The sequence below is a fragment of the Streptomyces chromofuscus genome, assembly GCF_015160875.1.
In the GTDB taxonomy this organism is placed as follows: domain Bacteria; phylum Actinomycetota; class Actinomycetes; order Streptomycetales; family Streptomycetaceae; genus Streptomyces; species Streptomyces chromofuscus.
The window spans coordinates 4183321-4204247 of record NZ_CP063374.1; the positions used below are offsets into that span (position 1 = coordinate 4183321).

A 20927-nucleotide genomic window follows, 5' to 3' on the forward strand; every position below is an offset into this window, starting at 1 on the left:
TACGTCACCTTGTACGGAGATTGTCGCGACAGGCCGTCACAGGAGCCTGAGCAGGCCTTTGCCGCCCAGCCAGCCCTCGGCCTGTGCCATGCCGAGCGACTCCAGGGTGAAGACGCGGCTGCCGGTGCCCGTCGGGCGCGAGGAGCCACCGGGCAGCACGAAGACCGCGCCGTTGCCGTTGTTCTCACCGGCCGCGCCGATGGTCAGTTCGGGCCTGCCGTCCCGGTTCAGGTCCCCCGCGGCGACCGTGGTGCCGAAGAAGTCACCGGCCTCGTTGCCGCTGGGGACTCCGGCGGTGTCCTGGTGGAAGGAGTACCCGCCGGTGCCGAGCGCGCCCGAGCGGCGGCCGGGGACCACGGTGACGGTGCCCGCCCGCTCCGCCGCGCCGACGGACTCGTACGGCGCTCCGACGACGATCTCGGCGGCGCCGTCCCGGTTGAGGTCGGCCACGGCCAGGCCCCCGCCGAAGGCGTCGCCCTTCTCGCTGGTACCGGGGACGCCCGAGGTCTGCTGGGTGATCACCTCGGGCTTCTGCTCGCGGTTGATACCCCTCGCCGAACCGCGGTAGACCAGCACACGCCCGCCGAGCTCGCCGTCGACGCCAGGCGTCACGGGCTCCAGCGGGTCCCCGACCACGAGGTCGGCGTAGCCGTCGCCGTTGACGTCACCGGTGGCGGCGAGCAGGCCGTTGCCCTGCTCCAGCGGCTCCGGCCACGTCTCGGTGCCGCCGTGGTTGACCATGATCGGGCTGCCGCTCAGCTCGGGCCGGAGCGCGCCGAAGGCCACCTGGTCGGGGCTGCCGCTGCGGTTGAAGTCGCCGAGGGCGACCGAGCCGACGGCGTTGTCGATCCGGGTCTCGACGCTCGATCCGTACGAGCCGCCCGTGGCGAACGGGCCCTTGAAGACGGTCGTCCACACGTCGCCGCCGATCAGGATCTTGGTCTTGGAGCCGGTCCCCAGGCTGGTCGCGGCCACGTCCAGGCCGTTGTCGCCCTGGTGCAACTGCTGCGGCAGCCGGGTGCCCTTGGCCAGGCCGCTCCCGCTTCCCCAGAGCACCGTGACCTGCCGGTCCGCAATGCTGTACGGGGAGCCGACGACCAGGTCGGCGTATCCGTCCCGGTTCAGGTCGGCCGTTGCCGTGGTGGTGCCGAACCGGTCCCCCTCGAACAGGTGCCCAGGGATACCGGGCGAGTCCTCGGTGATCGTCTGGCGTCGGCTCGTCGTCGAGACGCCGTTCGCCGAGCCGTACACCACGACGACGGCTCCCGCCTTGTCGTAAGGGCCGATATCCGCCCCTGGCACCGGCAGCACCAGGTCCCGGTACCCGTCGCCGTTGAAGTCCCCCGGCACTGCCCCGTGCACGGCGGCGGCCGACCCGGCCGGCGCCAGCGTCGCCGCGATCACCGAGGCGGCCACGACCGCGGCCCCACCCCATCCACGCATGAGAAGTCCCCTTCTTCGACACACAGCCGGAGAAGGGGACCACTCAGCGCCCCGGAGGGTTGTAGATCAGCTCAGAGGGCTCAGAACACTCCCTCGACGATCTTTGGATCCTTCCTCCACGAAGAAACCCAGCGTCAGCGACGCGTCCGGGTCGAACTGCGCGCCGAGGACATCGGCCGGGCCGCGGATGCCTGGCGGCACGGGTGGGAGGTGACGGTGACGGGGGATCTGGGCTCTGGAAGGCGGTGGTCAGCCATGTGGATCCGGGTTTCCTCCCAGGCCGGCCCTTCGTCGTATCCGGGGTCGTGCCACATACGTGCCACTACGTCCGCTCTGCAGCCTTCTCAGCTTCTCAACGTCCCACCGTCTCCCACAGCGTGATGGCGAGTGCCGTGCAGGACGTCGCTGCCGCCAGGGACGGCAGGGGCCAGCGGGTGCGTTCCAGGGCGTCGAGGCGTTCCTCGTGGTCGGCGAGGGTCTTGTCGGTCTGGTCGGCGCGTTGCAGGAGGAGGGCCAGGTCACCGCGGGTGGTGGCGAAGCCGACGTCCACGGAGCGGCGCAGGCGTTCCAGTTCCACGGCCACTCCGCCGGCCTCCGTCGGGGTCATGACCCCGTGCCGGGCACGGCCGGGACACGCAGCCTGTCCCAACTCGCCCGGCCCGGTATGCCGTCGGCCCCGGCACCGGCGTACCCGAGCTTGCGCTGCCACGCCGCGTACGAGCGGACGTCGGCCTCGCCCCAGACCGGGCCAGGACCGACCGCGTACCGACCGCAGCCCTCGGCCACCAGGCGCTGTCCGACGGCCGTGAACAGCGCACTGCGCCGGCCCGGCACGAAGAAGGCGGCCCCGGGGAAGGGGGCGCAGGCCGCGGGCGCGGGGACGGGCCTGGTCCCCAGCCGGGCCTCGATCCGCGAGCGCATCCCGGCCATCGAGAACGACGGGTCGATCTTGCGCCGGGTCCACTCCTTGTGGCCGATCACGCTCCCGGCCGACCAGCCGTGGGCCCGGCACAGCGCCGCAGACACCCGTTCCGCGGCGGCGAGTTGATCCGCCGGGTACGGATCGCGGCCGTCGCCGAGGTTCTCGATCTCGAAGCCGTAGAAACGGGCGTTGCCGTCGACTGCGTCCGGCCCCGGGGACGGCGGCGTGCGCTCGGCGACGACCGCGTCGAGTACGGCTGTGGAGCCGGATCCGGCGTGGTTCGTACGGCCGTATCCGACGAGATGCACCGTGCCGTCCTTGGCGATCAGCCCGACGCACAGCGGGCCGGGCAGCGCCGCGGTGCCGTCACGGCACAGGGTGAGGCTGTTGATGCCGGCGGTGTGATGCAGCATCACGCCGTGGACCGGGCCCCAGGGGCCCTTGTGATTGCGGTTGTGGGTCTTCCAGGTTCCGTGTTCCACGAAGCGGACGCCCTCGCCGCGCAGGGCGCGGACGAAGGCGTCTGCGGTCAGGGGTGCTGCCATGAGCGGGTCCTCACATGACGGGGGTGATGGTCACGAAGCGGTTGGTGAACGTGGCCGTGCTGGTGGTGACGGCCGACTTGTAGGCGAGGGTCGCGGTGTAGGCGCCGCCCACGGTGAGGCCCGTGAGCTGGTACTGGGTGTGCGCCGAGGCGGCGCTCGTACCGGTGACGACCGCGGCACGGGTGTCCGCCGCCGCCGAGGTGACCGTGGTGCCCAGCCGTACGTTGGCCGACACGAAACAGGACGTCGCGGCACTGCTGTTGCCCCTCGCACCGACGGAGACGAGCACGGTGCCGGACGGCGGGGCCGTGAAGGAGACGGCCGTCGGGTCCCCCGTGGAGCCGGTGAGGGTTTCGACGTAGGCGGTGGACGTGGTGGTGCCGGTCGTGGTGTTGGCCTTGTGGACCGGGCCGGGGGACACGAGGGCCCAGAGGGTGCCCGTGTAGTAGTACAGCCGCCCCGGCGTGGTGAGCCAGGCGAGCATGCCGGCGACCGGGGCGGTGATCTTGGCGTCCCGGGTGGCGGCGTCGGCGAAGCGCAGGACGGTGCGGCCGTCCACCGCCTCGGCGAGCGACTGGATGTGGAGCGGGACGTTGGCGGCGTCGGTGGACTGCGGGTAGGGCAGATTCCCCAACGGGGTCAACAGGGACATGACAGGGAGACCTCCTGGCGGCGGTGCTGTACGGAGAGGGAGTGGGCGGCGGGCTCAGGCTTCGAAGAGCGGCGGCAGGACCACGGGTCCGGCGCTCTCATCGCCCGAGCGCACGACGGGACTGTCGATGGGCACGGGGACGCCGGCGGGCGGGTCCAGGGGCGGCTCGGCCGTGGGGCCGACGGACGGCTCAGCGAACAATCCGACGGGCGGCTCGGCGGCGGGTTCGACGAAGAGCGCGGCGGGCGATTCGGCGGAGGGCTCGACGAAGAGCTCGGCGGAGGGCTCGACGGGCGCTTCGCTCATCACGCACCTCCCGTGGCCGTCAGCAGCGCCCGGTAGTGGGGCTCGCCCGCCATCAGGTCGGCCAGCGTGGCGTACTGGGCGGTGACCTGCGCGTACAGACGTTGTGTGCCGTAGGCAGGATCGAGCGGCCCGTCCGGGGTCAGATCCGCGTCCAGCGGGACACCGTTGTACGAGGTGCCGCGCAGGGTGAGTGTCTGCTGCGGCGCGCTGCCCGCGGTGAAGGAGGTGCGCATCCCGACCACCCAGGCGAGCGTGTCGAGCTGCGCCCCCGACGTGTCCACCACCCGTACTACGTCGCCGAGTTGGATGCGGGGATCGTGCAGGACCTCGACTTCTCCCAGCACCGGCACCGGATAGCGGCCGGCGTTGAGCATGGTCTTCGACAGGGTGCTCGCGGTGGCGCTGTTCTGCACCCAGTCGGAGGCGGGAGCCGTGAACTGCTGCTTGCCGTAGTACTGCTGGCTGGTCGTGTTCCACCAGGCCCAGTTGCGCTGCTTCGCCTCGCCCGTCGCCTTCTGAGGGACGACGCGCACGGAAGGCTTGCCGTCCGAGGTGACCGTCCACAGGCTCGTGGTCCCGGTGTTGGTGAAACGGGCGATGTACGACGGGCCTTCGCGACGGCAGCTGACCGTGACCACACCCTTGACCGCCGTACCACCGGTGGCCAGGGTGCCGAAGCGCACCCGGTGGCCGTTGTTCACCACCGAGTCGTCGACGGTGACCAGGGGGCCGATGTCGTACTCGTCCTCCGCCATGGCGTAGGGCACTTCCACCGGGATGCCCGGCTTGAGCTCCCGTATCACCGTGTCGTCCACGACGGCGCCGGCGGCGCTGCTGACACCCGACCAGTCCTTGTACGGCTGCTCGCAGTGATTGCGGCAGGCGTCGATCTCCTCGCTGATGGTGAGCGAGGCGATGTCGCGGCGGGTGGTTACGGTGAGATCGGGTTCGGTGGGCACTGTGCCGAACCGGGCCGGGCCCCTCCAGTGGAAGATGCCCTGCTCGTCGAATTCGGCCGTGGACATGCTGGCACGGGCGATCTCGGTGATCACGTCCCACTGCGAACCCGACACCTTCGGGATGTCGTACAGGGGCAGGTCGGCGTCGTCGAGCACCGCACCCTTGATCCATTTGTCCCGCTGTTCCCACTCCGCCGTGGGATAGGTCGCCGTGTCGGTCCAGACCCGGTCGGTCACCTGAAGGCACTCCACCGCCATGTCCGTGGTCATGTCGACGCGGTAGAGCTCGGCGCGGGGCTGACTCGCCGCGGGATCCGTGAAGGTGGCCATGCCGCCGACGAAGTACGAGCCGTCGGGCCCCGTCATCCGGGGCTGTACGGTCGGGAACACGCTGCTGCCGGACGACCTGGTGTCGACCATGAAGCCGAGATGCCAGGTGCCCCGCAGGGCCGCCAGCTTGCTGGAGGTCCAGTAGAAGTACGTGCTCGTGCCGTTCAGCGTGCCGGAGTGGATACTGACCTGTCCCGTCGAGATGTCGAAGACTCCGCTCACAAAGCCGTACGCCCCTCCGCTGCGGTCGAAGACGGCCTTGAGCTCGATCTTGTTGCCCCTGGTCATGGCGGTGTTGACCCAGCACTCGACCTGGAAGACATCGCCCGGCGTGAGGAACCGTGAGCGCGGCATCCACGAGGCGTTCAGGCCGGCCGCCTTCGGCATCAGCGCCATTTCGAAGGGAGCGCCGTCACGTATCCAGTCGTAGTCCCCGACCCACGGCACGTTCTCGGGCTGGCCGTAGCTGGCGTTGACGCCGCCGTGCAAGGAGGCGTACAGCACCGTGAACGGGGCGGTGTCGTCGGTGTCGGCGAGCGGGGCGCGCGGCGGTGGACACGTGTCGATGCCGCCCTGGCGCAGCAGTTCGTCCACGCACCAGACGGCGGTGGCGACGCGCCGGCCGGTCAGAACGCCGTGGTAAGGACGCGGAAGCGAGGCGGGACCGCGCAGCCGCTCGGCACCGTCCAGGGCCTGGATGGTGACGGTGTCGCTGCCGGACGCGGCGGTACGGGAGCGTACGGTGCCGCGGAAGGCCGGCAAGGTGTGGCCGCTGACACCCGTCTTGTGCACGACGGACTGGCTGGGGCGTACGGCGTCGCCGGTGGCGCGGCCGGCCCAGGCCGAGTACAGGCGCGGGGCGGGAACCCCGTCCGCGCCCGCGAGCTGCGCCTCGAACTGCGCGGCGGCGCTGCCGCTGAACGCCCGCATGGCTTCCGGGAGATCGGTGTTGTAGGCCCGCTCCACCTTCCACGACTGCACCTGGGGGCCGAGATCCTTGCCGCCGAGCCGGGTGGAGTGGACGGGGGTGCGCTCGGGGGCCGCCAGGGCGGCGTCGAGCACCTCGTCAGACGGCTGCACCGTGCACCTCCACCAGATCGATGCTGATGTTCCGGTACGGCAGCCTGCTTGCCGGAGCGTCGCTGAACGAGGTGACCGCCATGGCGGGGCAGCCGTCGCCGAGGGCGAAGGCGGTCGGTGCCTCGCCGATGGTCAGGCAGGCCCCGGCGAGCCCTGTGATGCCGATCTGGCCGGGGCCGCCGATCGGGGTGACGAAGGCGGCGCCCGCGGGGGCGGTGCCGGTGACCACCGAGGCGTTGGCGGAGGTGCTGCTCAGATACGCGCCGTCCCGGTCCTTCCAGTCGAGCTGGGCGGTGCACAGGCCCGCGTTCCAGTCCGGCGGCACCATCCAGGAGACCTGCATGCCGGGCATGACCGGCCAGCCGGCCCAGACACCGTGCCGCCACCCGATCCTGGTGGCCGGGTCCTGGCAGTCGCCGAGGACGACGTCGCCGACGAAGGGGCTGATGGTGATCGCCCCGGTCACGGTGAACCAGTGGTCCGCGCCGCCCGCGAGGCTGCTCTGGGCGGCGGCCTGGTACGGGTCGAGAAGGTTCACGGACGCCGGGTCGAGCAGGGCGACGGGGCCGTACGCGGCCTGCCAGTCGCCCTGCATTCCGGGGCCGTTGACGCGTCGCGCCAGTCGTACGAGGTGCTGGGCGTCGGCCGGTTCCAGCCACTCCCAGGAGAACTTGAGTCGACGGGTGCTGCGGGCGGGGGCGACCGTGGTGATCTGCCCCTCCAGCGACTTGAACTCGCTGACGTTCAGCTCGGCGCTGCGGTCCCAGCTCTTGGCGGCCTGGCTCATCTCACGCAGCAGACCCGGCTTGCCGATCCACAGATTCCTGGCCATGTGTTCCTCACCTCCGGGCGAGCTGGCGCTGTCCGATGAAGACGGCGCGGGCGATGGTCTGGGAGTCCACCTCGACGTGGACGGGCCGCTCGGCAAGTTTCTCGACGGCGGCGGCGAGGCGGCGCAGTCCGCCGCCAGAGCCGATCATGTGCTCCAGCTTGGAGAGCGGGATGACGGCCTCGGGTTCCCCGCCCTCACCGATGACGGCGAGTCGGCCGCCGGCGCGGGCGGGGACGATGCCGCCCTGGGCGAGGGTGGGGATGTTGGGGATCTTCGGGATGTTGATCCGGAAGTCCTTGCCGCCGATGACCGGTACCCAGCTGGGGATCTTGACGTGGACGCGGTTCAGGGCGCCGATCATGAGGTTGATGCCGCTGATGTAGGCGCGGGGCAGGGCGGTGAAGGAGTTGATGATGCCCTTGAGGATGGACTTGATGGGCCCGGCGGAGGACCGGACGGCGCCGACGACGGCGTTGAAGGCCCACTTGGTGCCCTTGGCGAGGGCGGCGGTGACCTTGTCCATATTGACGAACTTCGCGATGAGCGGCGCGAGCAGCGTCATGATCAGCCCGAACGGGCTGGCCGCCATGGCCAGGTTGAGCCCCTTCTGAGCCAGCGAGGCCCCCTTGAGCCCCTTGCCGAGACCTCCCATGGACTTCCCGCCCCGGTCGGCGTTCTTGCCGGCCTTGCCTACGGACTTCTCTACGGCGTCGGACTGGCGCTTGACGTCGCGCAGGGCGGTCTCGGCCTTGCCGGAGGAGGATTTGAGCTTGTCGAGGGAGGACTTGAACTTGTCGGTGGAGCTCCGGGACTTGGCCACGGCCTGGTCCGCACCGGCGGCCCGGCCACGGAGGGTGTTGAGCGCGCTCCCGCTCTTGGCGGTCGCGTCCTTGAGACTGGACACGGACGTAGCGGACGCACCGGCGCGGGAGCGCAAACGGTCCAGGCCCGCGGACGCGTTCAGCAGAGACTGTTTCAGGTTCATGTGATTCCTTCCCGAGTGGGGGAAAGCGCGTCAGCCCAGAGCCACGGTCAGCGCGTTAACGCGGGTCTCCAGAGCGCTGACCCGGTCGCGGGCGGTCGCCAGATCTCGTGAGCTGAGACTCTCGCGCACATTGCGCCGGGTCTTGCGGTCCGTCCGTACGAGACCGGCGACCTTGCCCTCGAGCGTCTGGATGCGCCGGTTGGAGTTGGCGATCTTGTTGTGCGCGCTGGTGGTGTTGTCCTGAAGTCTGGCGGTTCCCTGTTCCAGGCGCGTCAGCCGGGTTTCCGCGGCCGCTGCCTCCTGCCGCCGCCGCTCCAGCTCATCTGCCTTGAGCCGGCGCAGGATCCCCCACTTGTTCCGCTCGATTCCCTTGCGCTCGAAGAACTTCTCGATCGCTGGCTCCAGACTGATGAGCGGGGTGAGCTCCAGCTTGGCGATGGTGAAAGCAGCGACGAAGCCCAGGATTTCGGGGTTCTTGATCGCTTCCCACAGCTTGGGCTTCGTTTCGTTCTGCACCCAGCTCTGTGTCGCCAGGACCTCTTTATCCGACTTGAGTGCGGCGGATTCAATGTCATTTTTCCGGGTAAGTCCGGCCAGGCTGGAGGAGTTGGCTTTCGTGTGCAATTCCGCCCGCAGTCGGTCGATCTCTTTTTCGAGTTCGGCGGGGGATTTATCGGCCATGAGGTGCCCTTCCGTTGCGATCTTGATATCGTCGCCCTGTGAACCTAGGGGTCATTGCAGCGGTCTTCGAACTCTGTGCGGGTCTGGGCGCCGTGGTTTGGGGGGTGAATCTCGGTGCGCACGGCTTGCGGGAACACCAGCGGAAAGTCACGCAAGAGGTCGAGATTCTGGATTCCGTCCAGCTGCCGACGGGTGTTTCGTACCGATTCACGCCTGTGGGCGCGGTGACAGACGGTGCGCAATCGAGCGTCACCGCCAAGGAGTACTCCGGGACCCCCCGCACATTCACCGATCCGAATTTTTCGGCCGGGGACCGGGTTCTCATCGACTTCGACCCCGGCTATCAGCTGTTCTTCTATCCCGCGGGCCGCTATCCGCGAGCCCGGCTCTGGCCGGTCGCCCTCACCGCAGTGGTGATCGGCTCGGCTTCGGCCGCGCTCGGGGGCGTCAACCTGCTGTGACCCGGCATGCGATGGTGGAGCCGTGCCTCCTCATGCGAAGAACCGCTGGAGCTCCTCAGGAGACGGCAGCGAGTGTTCCGGCGTGTTCCCGGCGGTCTGGTCCGGCTCGTGGGGCTGTCCGGGGCGATGGACGGGCTCCGGGTGGTCGAGGGGGTCGCTGTCCTCATCGGCGTTGACCGTCGCGAACATCCAGTTGGCGTCCTGGAGTTGGTCGACGACATGCGCCAGGAGATAGTCCGTCACTCCCCAGTCGGCGGCCTCGCCGCTGAGTTCACGGACGAGTGCGCTGTCCCGCGGCATGTGCTGGACGAGCACCGCGAGCCGGCGCGAGGAGAGCCGGCCGCGGTGCCAGTCCAGCAGGTCGATGCCGTAGTGGCGGAGCAGGTCGGCCTCGATGGCCTCGGCGTGCTCTTCGACGAGCGCGTCGAGGCTCAGTCTTCCCCCAGGCCCAGCCCCGTCTCCTTGCCGTAGGCCTCCAGGATCGCGGCGATGTCCTGCATGGTGACCTCGTGCCGCTCGAAGAGGGCGAACTGCTGCTCGCCGAGGAGGAGTCGGAGGAGTCCGTCGACGTCGTTGTCGTCGAGGTCGCGCAGCTTGCGCGCGGTGGCGCGGCTCAGCTCGGTGGGCAGTTCGAACGAGTCGTCGTCCAGCTCGAAGGTCCAGGCGCGGCCGAGCGCTTCGAGGCGCTGGGCGCGGGCGGCGTTGACGTTGAATCCTGCCATGTGGGGCTCCTGTTGAATGTGTGGGGCGGGCGGGTGCCCGGCGCGCATCGCCTGCGCGCCGGGCACCCCTGGGAGGGGCGAGGGCTTACGCGTACGCCGTGTCCTTCATCAGCCAGGTGGCCAGCGTGGTCTTGGTCGGGTCGTCCAGACCGATCGCGGTGAAGGTGACCCCGAGGCGCACAGCGCCCGTGCGGGTGAAGGAGAGCTCCTCGGTGTCCGTCACCTGTCCGCGCGGGATGATCAGGCGGTACGCCACCGCGCCCGTGCCGACGCCGTCGGTGAAGTCGAAGGCGAGCTGACGCTCGTCGGGTGCCGGGTTGGTCAGCAGGTTGTACTGGAAGGTGCCGGCCTCCGCCGGGGTGGGGGCGGCCGGGGTGGTGCCGCCGCCCATGAAGAACGGCAGCGTGTCCTTGTTCATCTGGAGCAGCTGGAACTTCACGGTCAGGTCGCGGTCCGAGTAGATGAACCGGGCCGGGCTGACCGACTGCCAGGTGTCGACTGGGTCGATCTTGTCCTTCTTGGCGACCTTGATGCCGTCCGTGGTGGTGAAGCCCAGCTCCGTCCATCCCGCCGGCCAGGCCGCGGAGGTGTCGGCCGGAGAGGCCGGGCCGCTGTTGGCGACGGTCTTGGCGACCAGGACGCGGCCGGATCCGGCGACGCGGATCTCGGAACCCTTGTTTCCTGCCATGGGGATTACTCCTCAGTTCGGTGGTTCGGTGAGAGCGAGAACGAGATGGAGACGGAGATGGCGATGGCGAGACGGAGACGCCGGTAGAAGCCTCGTCAGTCGTGTCACGGAATGTGCAGCCACAGCCGCACCGTGGCGAGGTAGCGGTAGCCCGCCGGATGGTTGTAGTCCGGCAGCCAGCGCGGCCCGTCGGCCTCCTCGACGTCGGAGACGACGGCCCCGCCGTAGGTCGTGCCCGCCAGCTCCTGGACACAGGCGCGTGCGGCGAGTGCCACCGCGTGGGCCGCGGTCTTGTCCGGGCCGTACGACTCCAGGTCGATCAGCGGCTGGTCGAGATGCGCGTCGTCGATCCACGCACCGCCGACGCGGGAGACGAGCACGACGTTCTGGGTGCCGTCGAACCCGGCGGGCGGCCGGTTGTCGACCGTGGTCCCGGCCAGTTCGGTCCGGTTCTTGAGGAAGTCGACGACGAGCCGTTCAGCGTCGGGAAAGGTCAGGATGGCCACATGGACGCTCCCTTCGGAGGGGCGGAGGACGGAGAACGAGAGACGGAGCCCGGTCGCGACGAGAGGACCCCGGGCAGCACAAAGCGGCAGGTCCGCCGCCCGGTGTGTGGGCGCAGCTCTGCCGCTGCATTCAGTGTGACGGGTGACCCCTACGGCCGCAACTGACGGTATGTCAGGACAGGTTGTTGCACGTGGAGGGTGCACGAAGGGCCCCGTCGCGGTGTGTGCGACGGGGCCCTTGGGTGTACGTAGGTGGTGAAGCGGCCGTACGGCTGCATGGCGCGGACCGGTCAGTCGTGGCGGCGGCTGTAGTAGGTGGTGCGCTCGGCCGCGAAGACGTCCTCGAGCCGGTAGAACTGCCGTCGCCCCTGCCGTCCCGCGGTCCGCAAGTGCCCCCGCTGCACCCACTTGCGAATCGTCGCGGCCGTGACGCCGGCCTCGGTGGCAGCCAACTCGGCGGTGATCAAAGCGGGGTTCACGAAGCGGCACCCTCCGGTTCGAGGACGTGGCGGCATACGGGATTGACGCATCGCACCTCGGCGCGCTCCGGGAACGCGCGCAGCGAGACGGAGTCGCAGGCAGGGCAGCGGCCCGCGATCCGCACGACCTGTTCGGGGTCGCCCAGGGCGCGGGCGCAGCGGAGTGCCATCCGACGCGTCTCGGCCTCGACGTGCACAGCAAGGTCGGCGTCGGCTGCGATCCTGTCGAGCAGCCCGGCTATGCGGCGTAACCGTTCGGGCACGGGGACGGGGCGGACCGGTCGCAGGCCGACTCGTTCGCGTACGGCTTCCTCCAACTCCACCACGCCGTCCGTGATGTCGCGGAGGGTGTCGGAGACGAAGAGGCGGACGGGCGGAGCACCCGGGGTGGAGGCGCGTGGCCCGCGGACCGGGCTCGCCGGCCGGCTGCCGTGACTCGGCGTGAGTTCCTCGATCAGTTCGGGGAAGCGGTGGATGAGGGAGTCGATCCAGCGGGCGGCGCCGCCCGGCATGTAGCCCGGAGTCGTCATGCGGCCTTCGCCTCTCGTGCGTACACCCGGTCGGCCCGGCCGCCGTGGAGGTCGCCCCCCTCTGGGGCGAAGTCGTCGCCCGCGGCCGTGTGGCAGTCTGCGACCACCCGCCCGTTGCGCCACAGGCGCCCCGCGCACACCCCGTCGAACCATGACCGCACCGGATCCACGACGGTCTCGCACTCCGCCACGATCGGGCACTGGTTGCAGGCGCGCAATGCCGGGGCCGCCACGGAGGGGATCCGGGTGAAGACGACGTGCTGGGGCAGGCGCCTGCAGGCGGCGCCGCGCCGCCAGTCGAGCCGTTCGTCGGAGGGCGGGAGTTGTGTGAGGTGATCGCTGAACTGCCTGATGGAGGCAGGAACGGATGGCCCATTGGGCCGTTTCTTCGACGTTTCCTGGGATGTTCTCTTTCGCTCGAGCACGTGCAACCCCTCCCCAAGCATGGGAACATGAGTTCGAATGTTGCGAACGCGCGATCAGATTCGCATGATGCGCGCGCGTGCGCAAGTGACTACATCGAGGGAGTGAGGTGTGCGGCCGTGCCTGCATCGCTTGGCCAACTACGCGCGTATAGCGCACCTTTGGCCGGCTCCCTCACCGATACGCGCGAGCGCGCACATCTATGGTGCGTGCGCGATCGGTACGCTTTCCCCCGCGACGAGGGGAGAGCAGGACATGAGTTCCAGCTCGTGGGCAAGTGCCCGCAATGACCAGCGCCACCCCGAGGAAGGCCCCGTGCGGCCTCGCCCTGGGGGAACACGCGCGGACGGGCTCGACGAGTTCGCCGCCTGGGTGGAGGGCCTGATGCGAGAGCGCGGGTACGTCATCGACGGGCCGCGCGGCGGCGGCAAGTCGAAACTGGCCGATGACGCCGGGGTGCACCGGGCCGCGGTGACCCGGCTGTTGCAGCGGCAGAGCATGCCGGACCTGGAGACAATGCGGAGGCTGGCCGCCGTACTCGACATACCGCTGCGGAACATGCTGATCCGCTCCGGGCGGCTGTCCGAAGAGGATCTTCCGCTGGAGGTGAGTCGGAGTGCGAGCGAAGGGGTACCACCAGATCGGCTCAGCCCTGAGGAGGCTGCCCGGAGAATGGGTGTGCCGGCCGAACTGTGCGGGCTGTTCGTGAAGGTGGCGCGGCAGTTTCTGCCGGACGGCTCTTAGGGACGGCTCTTAGGGGAGAGCCGGTACGCGGGGGTGTGAAGGAGTGCGCACATGGATGGCGAGGGGGGCGACCGGAACCGTGACGCGGAGAGAACCGGCGAGACAGGCGAGGGCTCGGACGAAGAGCGCATTGCGCACCTGCTGGGCGGGCTGCTGATCGAGCTGGGAGAGAAGGTGCGGCGGGCGGGTCCCGACGGCGTCCGCATCCTCACCGAAGACGAGATGCAGCAGACCAACCTCCGGTGGTACCGCACCGGTTGGGAGGAACATGCGCGTGCCGTCCAGACGAGCGAGGAGCACGCGGCTGCGGCCGGCCATCCCGCCGACCCGGACCCTTTGTCCGCGATGGCCAGCCTCCTGCGCTTCCCGCAGCCTCCCGTCCCGGCCGCGGCGGATCCGTACGCCCACCTGCTCCCGATCGTGGGCGCGGGCGACGCGACCGTACGCGAACTCCTGCCGCATCGCCCGAGGTTAGGGGAGCCGGTGCGGGGGCGTGAGGGGCTGTGGGGCAGGCGCCGTGGGGAGGGGGTGGAGGCGGTGGATGCGGATGAGTGAGCGGGGTTCGCGGGTCGAGGCTGGCCTTGGCGGGGCTGTGCCCTGAGGGGCGGCTCTTCAGCGCTCGATCCGCTACCTGGTGGCGGGCGGTATCTCGTGGCGGGCGATACCGGCGGACTTCCCGCACTGGGCCCGGGTCTACGCCTTTTTCCGCCGCTGGCGCCGGGAGGAGTTGGTCACGGAGGAACGATGATGACGAGGATCCGCCCGTAAGCTCTGGAACACCGTCCGCTACGTACACGCCGGTGCACTGGACGTATCAGGGCTACGAGTACGCAGACGGTTGGCCGTCAAACTCCATCGGCCGTCAAGGAGCCTGCAGCCATCACGGAGGCGTCGTCTCCGTATTTGTAACGCGGGTGAGCACGACAGCACCACAAGCGCATCAGATCGAGCGGGGAACAGCGGGGAGCCACGGTGAATGCCGCCGAGGCCGACAGGTCAGCGTCCAGACCATTCGCCCAGGTCAGCGCTTGAACGGCCCGCAAATGATCGCAGCTTCCCAAGCTGAGAGTCCCGCTTCTGTCCCTCGCTCATGGTCGACATCGAGCTTCCACGGGGCTTGGTCGCGCTGCAACTCAGCGTCTACCCAGCACGGCTGAGGCTGGTGCAGCATGTGCGTGCGAACGGGCCGACACGTGACTGGAGACCTGAGCTCCATGCCGAAGCAGCGATCGTGCCAAATGCAGGGGTCAACGACGGTCAACAACGGTGTTCAGCCGACGAATGTCCAGTGAGTTGAGCAGACCCACAACCCGCAGGTCAGCCGCTCTATGGCTCAGCCTCTCTCCTCAAGTGGTTGTCCAACGCTGTCACTGAGTCCACACCCGCTGGAACTCTTCGGCCGGGATGGCTTCCAGCGGGTCCTCTTCAGGGTGGAGCGCCTGGTCCGTCAGGAACCCGTGGTCCTCCAAGTGCTCCCAGCTGTACCGGTGGAGTCGGCCGGCCGGAGTCAGCTCGGCCTGCTTGATGACGATCAACTCACCACGGTCGGGTACGGCCCCGAAGTACCACAAGCCGCCCTCCTCGTCGGCGTGGCGAAAGTGATGCCGCAGGGTGGCCCCCTCATCAAGAGATCGGAAGTACGCCATGCTCTCTGCTCTGATGCGCTCCAGGTCAACCACAGGATCATCGTGCCGGCGAGCGCGTGCGGTTGCACCGTTCTGACATCCACAGGTGACATCAACGACCCCGGACACCAGCGCTCCTGGGCGGTCCTGCACGGCCGGCGTAGCCGGGTGGCTCCCCGACAGTGCCGAGGAGCGGTCGAACTCCTAAATCGGTGGTCGCGCTTCTAACGAGTTGGTGCCTGATCACTGCGCCGACTCGGCCTCCACCTCGGCGGCCTTCTGGCGTTCCGCCTCCTCGATGTCGAGGCGCCGCATGAGGAAGCTGGCGAACGCCAACATCTCGTCGGCCTCGTCGCGGTCGTCCGCCTCGTCCGGACCATGAGCCCGAGGGTTGCGCAGTGCGCCCACAGCGCCCATGAACAAGAAGTGCATGCCCTTCCGCTCGCTGTCCAGCGAGCCTGGGTTTGTAGACCGGGTCACCTTGATCCTCGGTGGATTGCCCGCCAGCGCATCGCTCATCAGCGGCATGCCGACCACATGGCTGCCGAGCAGCGTCTGTATGCGGTACTCCACTGCCCTGTATGCACTCATCACCGCGTCGTTGTAGGAGCCTCGGGCGTACCGCTCGGCAGCGACCTCCGCAATCAGGGGGTGCAGGACGCACTCGACCGTCAGCGGCTTCGGTGACTCCTCGGCAGGGCCCGGGATGGCTGGCGTTCCTGGCGACCAAGCCGCCAGGTTGTGCGAAGCGGGCTGAATCGAGAAGGGCCGATTGTCGGCCTCGGTCCGCTCGGGCCCCAACACCTGCTCGCGAATGCGCCAGTAGTCCTCCAGCCGCTGTACGTCAGCGAACGGCCGGATGCCCCGGTCGAAGTTGAGCGACCAATCCAACTGCTCCCGGTTGATGCTTCCACCACGGAAGCAGGTTTCACGCATCCCGATCGCGGCGGCGGTAAACGCGGCCTCCGCGAGCAGTATCTCGGCCGTCAGGCTCGTCGGGAGGCGGCACCCAATGTCTCCGGGCTGCATCCATGGCAGATCACCGCGGTCCGCGGGAAGCCAGGCAAGCTCCATGTCGGCCGCTGTCTGCACCATCTTGATAAATTGGTCGATGGCCAGTCCGGTGCCGGTGCAGTTCGCAGCGCCAGCGATGGTCAGGGCCAGATCCTGTGAGCCCTGCGGCAACTGCGAGAGGTCGGAGGCTACTCCGAGCAGCAGTGCAGGACACAGCTGCTGTACGACCTCCTCGAACTGCAGGCCTTGCGCGTACAACGTGCGGTCGATGTCGTCGAAAACCGGCCAGCGACGGTGCTCGCTGAAGTACGCCCAGATCGCGTCGAGGAGGGCGTGGCCCTCATCTCCCGTCGGGCGCGGCATACCCTCTGGCGCGATAGTCCGAACGATCATGTGCTGCCCCCAGCGTCCTAGTTTGAGCGATTCCCGCAGGCTACTACCGTGCCTTGCCTCGTCGGTTGGGGTTTTGGCGCAGCTGATCACGAGCATCGTGCACTGCGGGCCGTGCTGCTACGGGGTGGCGGCGTCGGCGCACCCGTGCATTCCCTCGCGTACAGCAGACCCCCCTGCTCTGTGCACGGCTTGTGGTCTCCCACCGCCTGGCACAGAGCCAGACCGGGGGTGCATCGAGGGTGCCGCCCCTCAGGCAAGCGCGGCAACGCTGGGCCGTCTCTGGGCCGTCCGAGGCCGCTCAACAGCGGCCGAAGATGACCAACGACGACCACCAGGCACACAAGCCCACCGTCCCTGAACAGGGAAAACACAGGTCACCAAGATCCCCGGCAAGACCCAGGGCAAGAAGACAGGTCGTGAGTCACCCATTGAGACGGTGAGCGCAGCAGGCATCGTCAGTGGTGCCACTTAGGGTGCGTGGCATCAGCGCTGGACCGAACACCCAGGGGTGGGACATGAAGGAAACCGAGCGTTTCGCACTGATGCGGATCACTGGTAAGTACCGCGGCAGTGTTGTGGTCGAGTTGAACGACTCCTATGCCCCGGGCATCCCGGACGTGACGGGGCAGCTCCTGGTCCACAACGATTTCGTGGCCGGTGTCCTCGACACCTATGTGGATCCAAGAGACCTGGCTGGCTGGGCACACGTATTGGACGAGGTCGCCGCGGGACACGACGCCGTCTGGCGTGAGGCTGCGCGAGTCGCCGAGATCGGCATCCGCCTGAACTGGCGGGAGGACGACCATGATGGGATCACGGTCACCATCGCAGACCAGCAGACCACCAGGCTGGCCCTCTCCCTCGAAGTGGACCGCGGCTGGATCGACGAGCAGCGTGCCCTGCTCAAGAGGCTCGGCACCGTCTGGGCGCACCTGATCCCGGCGAACTGAGGAGGTTCAGGGGCAGCCCGTGCCACAGGCATGCCAGATATAAGAGTCAGCCACGGTCAATGGGGGTGTCTCGCGGTCGAGTTCTCGGTGGCCTGACCGAGTATCGAAGCGCCAGGTCAGCGCCCCCACTCCCCCGCCTCTCTCCTAAAGCGGGTGTCGCAGGTTGCCGGGGCTCCAGGCAAAGGCCCCGGACCGCTCATGGTCCGGGGCCTTTGACATCCACTTCTGGGTACTACTTCTTCGCGGACCTCGAGGGGAGCGGAGAAGCCCGCTACCGCGCTGTATACGAAGGCGGTGACGCCTTCCAGGACGCTGTCACCGAGAGTGTGCTCGTCGCCGGATAACAGGTGGCCCCGTACGGCGAACCGCCCGTACGGGGCACATCCGGCAGCGCGTAGGGCTCCGGTAGGGCTCTGTTCTGCGGCCGACCTGGGCAGGCGGCCGAAGCGATCGCCGTCCACCCCACGGTGGCCGAGCAGCGGGCCGCCGAGTCCAAGCCCATCCCTGTGGGCGAGCACGGGTACTCCTTGGCGACCCCCTTCTAGCCCCGTACTTCGCAGGTCGCTGATTCAGATGATCTGGCTGCTGCCCCACAACAGAGAGAGCCCGGAGGGCATTCTCTCGGGGCTCCCGGCACACGATCAGATGACCAGCGCCACCACCCCCACCACCACGAACGCGACACCGGCCAGCAAGACAGGGCTGCCCAGCAGCAGGATGAGCACCGCGCCGAACACGAGTTGTCCCGTCGTACGGCGACCGGCCTTGGTGGTCTCGGGGTCCGCGGGGTCGTACGTGATCTCGGCCCGCTCGGCACCCCCGTCCGAGCCCGTGCGCTTACGCCGTACGCCTTGGCTGTCGACGTACGCGTAGGTGTACTGCTCGACGCCGTTGTACCAGTGGGACCGCTGCAGCTGTCCCTCCACGGTGATCCCCCGGATACGCAGCACCCAGGCCTCCCGGAACACTTGCCATCCGGCGTACACGCCCAGCCCCCCGGCAGCGATCGGGCCGGGGGCCACCGCCCAGAGGACCCCCGGGACCACTCCGGCGCCCTTCAGCATCAGCAGGACGAGTACCAGCACATACCCGCCCCCGAGGCCCCACCAGAGCAAACGGACCTTCGGTGCCGCCCGCTCCAGCGGCTCCTCGGTCACCAGCCCCGCCCCGTCCGGCCGCGGCTCGTCGGCGTCCCGTACGGGCAGTGCACGGCGGACGGCGTGCGCGAACTCCTGCACGGCGGGGGCACTGCGGCACCTGAGGAGGTACGCCACAGGCTCGTCGCCCGTCAGTACGACGGTCAGCCGCCGGCCCTTGGGGCCGTGAACGTCGACCCGTTCTATCGCCGCCACCGGTATCCGGCGCCGCACGCCGTCCGCCTCCAGCAGCACCACCCCGTCCCGCAGCCGGATGGAGACACGGCGTCTGCCGTGCAGTACCAGCGAGGACGTCTCTGTTGAGGTCACGCGGGCACATTAGCTTCGCGCTTTCATGAAGCGGCTGTCCGACAGGCGGTCAGGTAAGCGAAAAGTGCCTCTGAACAGCGAGAATGAGGATTGCTGAGGTCCTTGTTCCCGCCCCTGTCGGAGGCACTTTTCAGGTGAAGCAGCCTACCGGGTCTTACCCCCATGTCCGTGTCCGGGACGACGGCCGAGCCGTGGTCTCGCAGGCCGGTTCGGTCCTGCTGGTCGAAACCGCCCGCAAGATCGGCCTTGACCGGGCCATCTCCGCAGCGCTCGCCCCCTGGCATAAACCGCGGGCCGTCCACGACCCGGGGCAACCGGGCCGAAATCCAGCCCACTTGGGCATATTCACTCGCGGGAGTGAGCCTGCCCTGCGGGAGGGAGGGGTGGGGCTTGGTGGGGTTCTTTGTCCCCAGTGGGTAGTGCATGGGGAGCGCAGGGTGGGCCGGGGCGTGGGCCGTCGGGTGCCGGTGATTGCGGCGCGGTGAGGGTGAGTTCGGCCCAGACCGTCTTGCGGGGCGGCAGTCCCTGGATCACGCCCCAGCGGTCGGCCAGGGCGGCCACGAGGGTGAGACCACGGCCGGACTCGTCGCACGGGTCGGCGAGGTGGCGCTGCGGAAGCCGGTCACCGCGCGTGTCCGTGACCTCGATGCGGAGGGTCCGGCCGACCACGTAGAGCAGGAGCTGGAAGTTCCGGCCGGGGACGCGGCCGTGGGTCGCCGCGTTGTTGGCCAGTTCGGCCACGATGAGTTGCGCCGGGTCCAAGGGCAGGCCCCAGGTCCGCAGTTGTTCCGTGGCGAGCAGGCGGGCGAGGCGTGCGCCTCGGGGTGTGGGGGACAGCAGGACGCTGAGGTTGCGGACGGGCCGGCTGGGTTGGGGGAGTTTCCGATTCACGTCACTCAGCGTGGCCGGAAGTGCCTACCGTGGGCAGTGACGTCGCGATTGCGTACGGTGACTGTCCAGCGCTTGTCCGGTGGTGTCCGGGCTTGTCGGGGCGGGGCGTACGGGTAGGGCGCGGCTGGGACGAGACGTACGACGGAGGGGCGCGCATGTCGGTGGACGGCGAGGTTCGGCAGCTGAGGACCGAGGCTGACGAGCCGGGGTGGGAGGTGGACCCGGACGACGAGTGGGGCGTGGCCGTTGTCGCCACCGTGGGGCGGCAGGTGAAGCTGCGGCGCGAGGCCGTGGGGATGCGCGCCGGCGACTTCGGGAAGTCCGTGGGGTACGGCGAGGACCTCGTCTACAAGATCGAGAGCGGCAAGCGGATTCCCCGGCCGGAGTTTCTGGACAGGGCGGACGAGGTGTTGGGGGCGGGTGGGTTGCTCTCGGCGATGAAGGAGGATGTGGCGAAGGTTCGGTATCCGAAGAAGGTGCGGGCCTTGGCGAAGATGGAGGCCACGGCGGTTGAGATCGCGCTGTACGAGTGCAACATCATCGCTGGGCTGTTGCAGACGCAGGAGCATGCTCGATCCGTCATCGGGGCGACGCAGCCGCCGTACTCGCCGGATGACGTGGAACGCATGGTCACGGCTCGTGTGGCACGGCAGTCGGTATTCGAACGCGATCCGGCACCTGCGCTCAGTTTCGTCCTGGAAGAGGGCGTGCTGCGGCGCCCCATCGGGGGCAGAATGGTGTGGCGTCAGCAGCTCGAACGGCTGCATCAGGTGGGGCGGTTGCACAACGTCGTACTGCAAGTGATGCCGATGAACTGTGACACCCACTCCGGGCTGGACGGGCGTATCGAGCTGCTGAAGTTCGCGGACGGTACGGCGGTGGGCCGCTCAGACGGTGCGTTCAACGGTCGGCCGGTCCACGACCCCAAGCACTTGCGCATCCTCGAACTGCGGTATGGCACCATCCGGGCTCAGGCGCTCTCGCCTCGGGAGTCGCTGACCCTCATCGAGCAACTGCTGGGAGAAACATGATCCGCAAGGCCACTGTTGGGGAAACCTCCGAGTTGGCGTGGTTCAAGAGCAGTTACAGCGGCGGCAACGACGGCAACTCCTGCGTTGAGGTCGCCCACGCTCCCGGCACCATCCACGTCCGCGACTCCAAGTACCCGGACGTCAGCCCTCGCCTCGCGCTCGCGCCAAAGGCGTGGGCCGACTTCGTGGCGTACGCGTCCGGAAACTGACCCCTCAATTGTCGTGCCCCGCACCTGGTCGTGACCGGGTGCGGGGCACTGCCCGTGCAT

The 20927-nt window shown here is 68.8% G+C and carries 27 protein-coding genes and 1 pseudogene; 8 read left to right on the plus strand and 20 right to left on the minus strand.

Features of this window, described 5'->3' with window-relative positions:
• Window positions 1-36 precede the first annotated feature (36 nt).
• The 9 genes from IPT68_RS18905 to IPT68_RS18945 all read right to left on the minus strand — a co-directional run bounded on the left by IPT68_RS18905 (window position 37) and on the right by IPT68_RS18945 (window position 8735).
• Complete coding sequence (locus IPT68_RS18905; protein ID WP_189695903.1) at window positions 37-1443, minus strand: FG-GAP-like repeat-containing protein; 1407 nt, start codon at window positions 1441-1443, stop codon at window positions 37-39.
• Between the two features lie 352 nt (window positions 1444-1795).
• Window positions 1796-2050, minus strand: a complete 255-nt coding sequence (locus tag IPT68_RS18910) for a hypothetical protein (protein ID WP_189695902.1) — start codon at window positions 2048-2050, stop codon at window positions 1796-1798.
• Complete coding sequence (locus IPT68_RS18915) at window positions 2047-2910, minus strand: peptidoglycan-binding protein (RefSeq protein WP_189695901.1); 864 nt, start codon at window positions 2908-2910, stop codon at window positions 2047-2049. Before IPT68_RS18915 ends, IPT68_RS18910 begins: the two co-directional genes overlap by 4 nt.
• A 10-nt stretch (window positions 2911-2920) precedes the next feature.
• Entirely contained in the window at window positions 2921-3562 is a 642-nt protein-coding gene (locus IPT68_RS18920; RefSeq protein WP_189695900.1) for a hypothetical protein, read from the minus strand.
• 54 nt (window positions 3563-3616) lie between these two features.
• Window positions 3617-3868, minus strand: coding sequence for a hypothetical protein (locus tag IPT68_RS18925; RefSeq protein ID WP_189695899.1), 252 nt, complete (start codon window positions 3866-3868; stop codon window positions 3617-3619).
• Window positions 3868-6237 (minus strand): hypothetical protein, encoded by a 2370-nt coding sequence (locus tag IPT68_RS18930; protein WP_189695898.1) that lies wholly within the window; start codon window positions 6235-6237, stop codon window positions 3868-3870. Before IPT68_RS18930 ends, IPT68_RS18925 begins: the two co-directional genes overlap by 1 nt.
• Entirely contained in the window at window positions 6224-7069 is an 846-nt protein-coding gene (locus IPT68_RS18935) for a hypothetical protein (RefSeq protein WP_189695897.1), read from the minus strand. Before IPT68_RS18935 ends, IPT68_RS18930 begins: the two co-directional genes overlap by 14 nt.
• Window positions 7070-7076: 7 nt before the next feature.
• Window positions 7077-7973, minus strand: coding sequence for a hypothetical protein (locus IPT68_RS18940; RefSeq protein WP_228039754.1), 897 nt, complete (start codon window positions 7971-7973; stop codon window positions 7077-7079).
• A 111-nt stretch (window positions 7974-8084) separates the two neighbouring features.
• Window positions 8085-8735: a hypothetical protein gene (locus IPT68_RS18945; protein ID WP_189695896.1), complete on the minus strand. Its 651-nt coding sequence runs from the start codon at window positions 8733-8735 to the stop codon at window positions 8085-8087.
• A gap of 38 nt (window positions 8736-8773) precedes the next feature.
• Here IPT68_RS18945 and IPT68_RS18950 point away from each other — a divergent pair, with 38 nt between their 5' ends.
• Window positions 8774-9196 carry a hypothetical protein gene (locus IPT68_RS18950; protein WP_189695895.1) on the plus strand — a complete coding sequence of 141 codons (423 nt, stop codon included), beginning with the start codon at window positions 8774-8776 and terminating at the stop codon, window positions 9194-9196.
• A gap of 30 nt (window positions 9197-9226) precedes the next feature.
• On the opposite strand, the gene IPT68_RS18955 is transcribed toward IPT68_RS18950, so the two are convergent.
• From IPT68_RS18955 to IPT68_RS34150, 7 genes are all read right to left on the minus strand, one after another.
• Complete coding sequence (locus IPT68_RS18955) at window positions 9227-9496, minus strand: hypothetical protein (RefSeq protein WP_373300477.1); 270 nt, start codon at window positions 9494-9496, stop codon at window positions 9227-9229.
• Between the two features lie 131 nt (window positions 9497-9627).
• Window positions 9628-9918 (minus strand): hypothetical protein, encoded by a 291-nt coding sequence (locus IPT68_RS18960; protein ID WP_189695894.1) that lies wholly within the window; start codon window positions 9916-9918, stop codon window positions 9628-9630.
• A gap of 85 nt (window positions 9919-10003) precedes the next feature.
• Window positions 10004-10606: a phage tail tube protein gene (locus IPT68_RS18965; protein WP_189695893.1), complete on the minus strand. Its 603-nt coding sequence runs from the start codon at window positions 10604-10606 to the stop codon at window positions 10004-10006.
• Between the two features lie 104 nt (window positions 10607-10710).
• Window positions 10711-11112 (minus strand): hypothetical protein, encoded by a 402-nt coding sequence (locus IPT68_RS18970; protein ID WP_189695892.1) that lies wholly within the window; start codon window positions 11110-11112, stop codon window positions 10711-10713.
• Window positions 11113-11402: 290 nt separating this feature from the next.
• Window positions 11403-11627: a MerR family transcriptional regulator gene (locus tag IPT68_RS18975; RefSeq protein ID WP_189695891.1), complete on the minus strand. Its 225-nt coding sequence runs from the start codon at window positions 11625-11627 to the stop codon at window positions 11403-11405.
• Window positions 11588-12121, minus strand: coding sequence for a hypothetical protein (locus tag IPT68_RS18980; RefSeq protein WP_189695890.1), 534 nt, complete (start codon window positions 12119-12121; stop codon window positions 11588-11590). Before IPT68_RS18980 ends, IPT68_RS18975 begins: the two co-directional genes overlap by 40 nt.
• The gene (locus tag IPT68_RS34150) at window positions 12118-12546 is read right to left on the minus strand and encodes a hypothetical protein (protein ID WP_228039756.1); all 429 of its coding nucleotides are present in this window, start codon (window positions 12544-12546) and stop codon (window positions 12118-12120) included. The genes IPT68_RS18980 and IPT68_RS34150 overlap by 4 nt, the downstream gene beginning before the upstream one ends.
• Before the next feature lie 382 nt (window positions 12547-12928).
• On the opposite strand from IPT68_RS34150, the gene IPT68_RS18990 reads away from it, so the two are divergent.
• From IPT68_RS18990 to IPT68_RS19000, 3 genes are all read left to right on the plus strand, one after another.
• A complete protein-coding gene (locus IPT68_RS18990) occupies window positions 12929-13288 on the plus strand; it encodes a helix-turn-helix domain-containing protein (RefSeq protein ID WP_228040578.1) in 360 nt (119 codons plus the stop codon).
• Between the two features lie 51 nt (window positions 13289-13339).
• Window positions 13340-13843 (plus strand): hypothetical protein, encoded by a 504-nt coding sequence (locus IPT68_RS18995; protein WP_189695888.1) that lies wholly within the window; start codon window positions 13340-13342, stop codon window positions 13841-13843.
• Between the two features lie 79 nt (window positions 13844-13922).
• Complete coding sequence (locus IPT68_RS19000) at window positions 13923-14036, plus strand: transposase (RefSeq protein ID WP_228039757.1); 114 nt, start codon at window positions 13923-13925, stop codon at window positions 14034-14036.
• Window positions 14037-14655: 619 nt separating this feature from the next.
• On the opposite strand, the gene IPT68_RS19005 is transcribed toward IPT68_RS19000, so the two are convergent.
• Together IPT68_RS19005 and IPT68_RS34155 are read right to left on the minus strand one after the other, a co-directional pair.
• Complete coding sequence (locus IPT68_RS19005) at window positions 14656-14934, minus strand: hypothetical protein (RefSeq protein ID WP_189696186.1); 279 nt, start codon at window positions 14932-14934, stop codon at window positions 14656-14658.
• A gap of 222 nt (window positions 14935-15156) precedes the next feature.
• Window positions 15157-16290: a TIGR02391 family protein gene (locus IPT68_RS34155; RefSeq protein WP_228039758.1), complete on the minus strand. Its 1134-nt coding sequence runs from the start codon at window positions 16288-16290 to the stop codon at window positions 15157-15159.
• A gap of 545 nt (window positions 16291-16835) precedes the next feature.
• Between IPT68_RS34155 and IPT68_RS19015 the strand changes: the two genes are divergently transcribed.
• Complete coding sequence (locus IPT68_RS19015; protein WP_189695887.1) at window positions 16836-17270, plus strand: DUF5959 family protein; 435 nt, start codon at window positions 16836-16838, stop codon at window positions 17268-17270.
• Between the two features lie 641 nt (window positions 17271-17911).
• On the opposite strand, the gene IPT68_RS19020 is transcribed toward IPT68_RS19015, so the two are convergent.
• Complete coding sequence (locus tag IPT68_RS19020) at window positions 17912-18736, minus strand: hypothetical protein (RefSeq protein WP_189695886.1); 825 nt, start codon at window positions 18734-18736, stop codon at window positions 17912-17914.
• A 134-nt stretch (window positions 18737-18870) separates the two neighbouring features.
• On the opposite strand from IPT68_RS19020, the pseudogene IPT68_RS19025 reads away from it, so the two are divergent.
• Window positions 18871-19050 (plus strand): annotated as a pseudogene (locus IPT68_RS19025) (transposase); the annotation flags it as partial.
• A gap of 31 nt (window positions 19051-19081) precedes the next feature.
• Here the strand turns inward: IPT68_RS19025 and IPT68_RS19030 are convergent.
• Entirely contained in the window at window positions 19082-19627 is a 546-nt protein-coding gene (locus IPT68_RS19030; protein WP_189695885.1) for an ATP-binding protein, read from the minus strand.
• A 155-nt stretch (window positions 19628-19782) separates the two neighbouring features.
• Here IPT68_RS19030 and IPT68_RS19035 point away from each other — a divergent pair, with 155 nt between their 5' ends.
• Both IPT68_RS19035 and IPT68_RS19040 read left to right on the plus strand, forming a co-directional pair.
• Window positions 19783-20658, plus strand: coding sequence for a helix-turn-helix domain-containing protein (locus IPT68_RS19035; RefSeq protein ID WP_189695884.1), 876 nt, complete (start codon window positions 19783-19785; stop codon window positions 20656-20658).
• The gene (locus IPT68_RS19040; protein ID WP_189695883.1) at window positions 20655-20867 is read left to right on the plus strand and encodes a DUF397 domain-containing protein; all 213 of its coding nucleotides are present in this window, start codon (window positions 20655-20657) and stop codon (window positions 20865-20867) included. The genes IPT68_RS19035 and IPT68_RS19040 overlap by 4 nt, the downstream gene beginning before the upstream one ends.
• Window positions 20868-20927 lie beyond the last annotated feature (60 nt).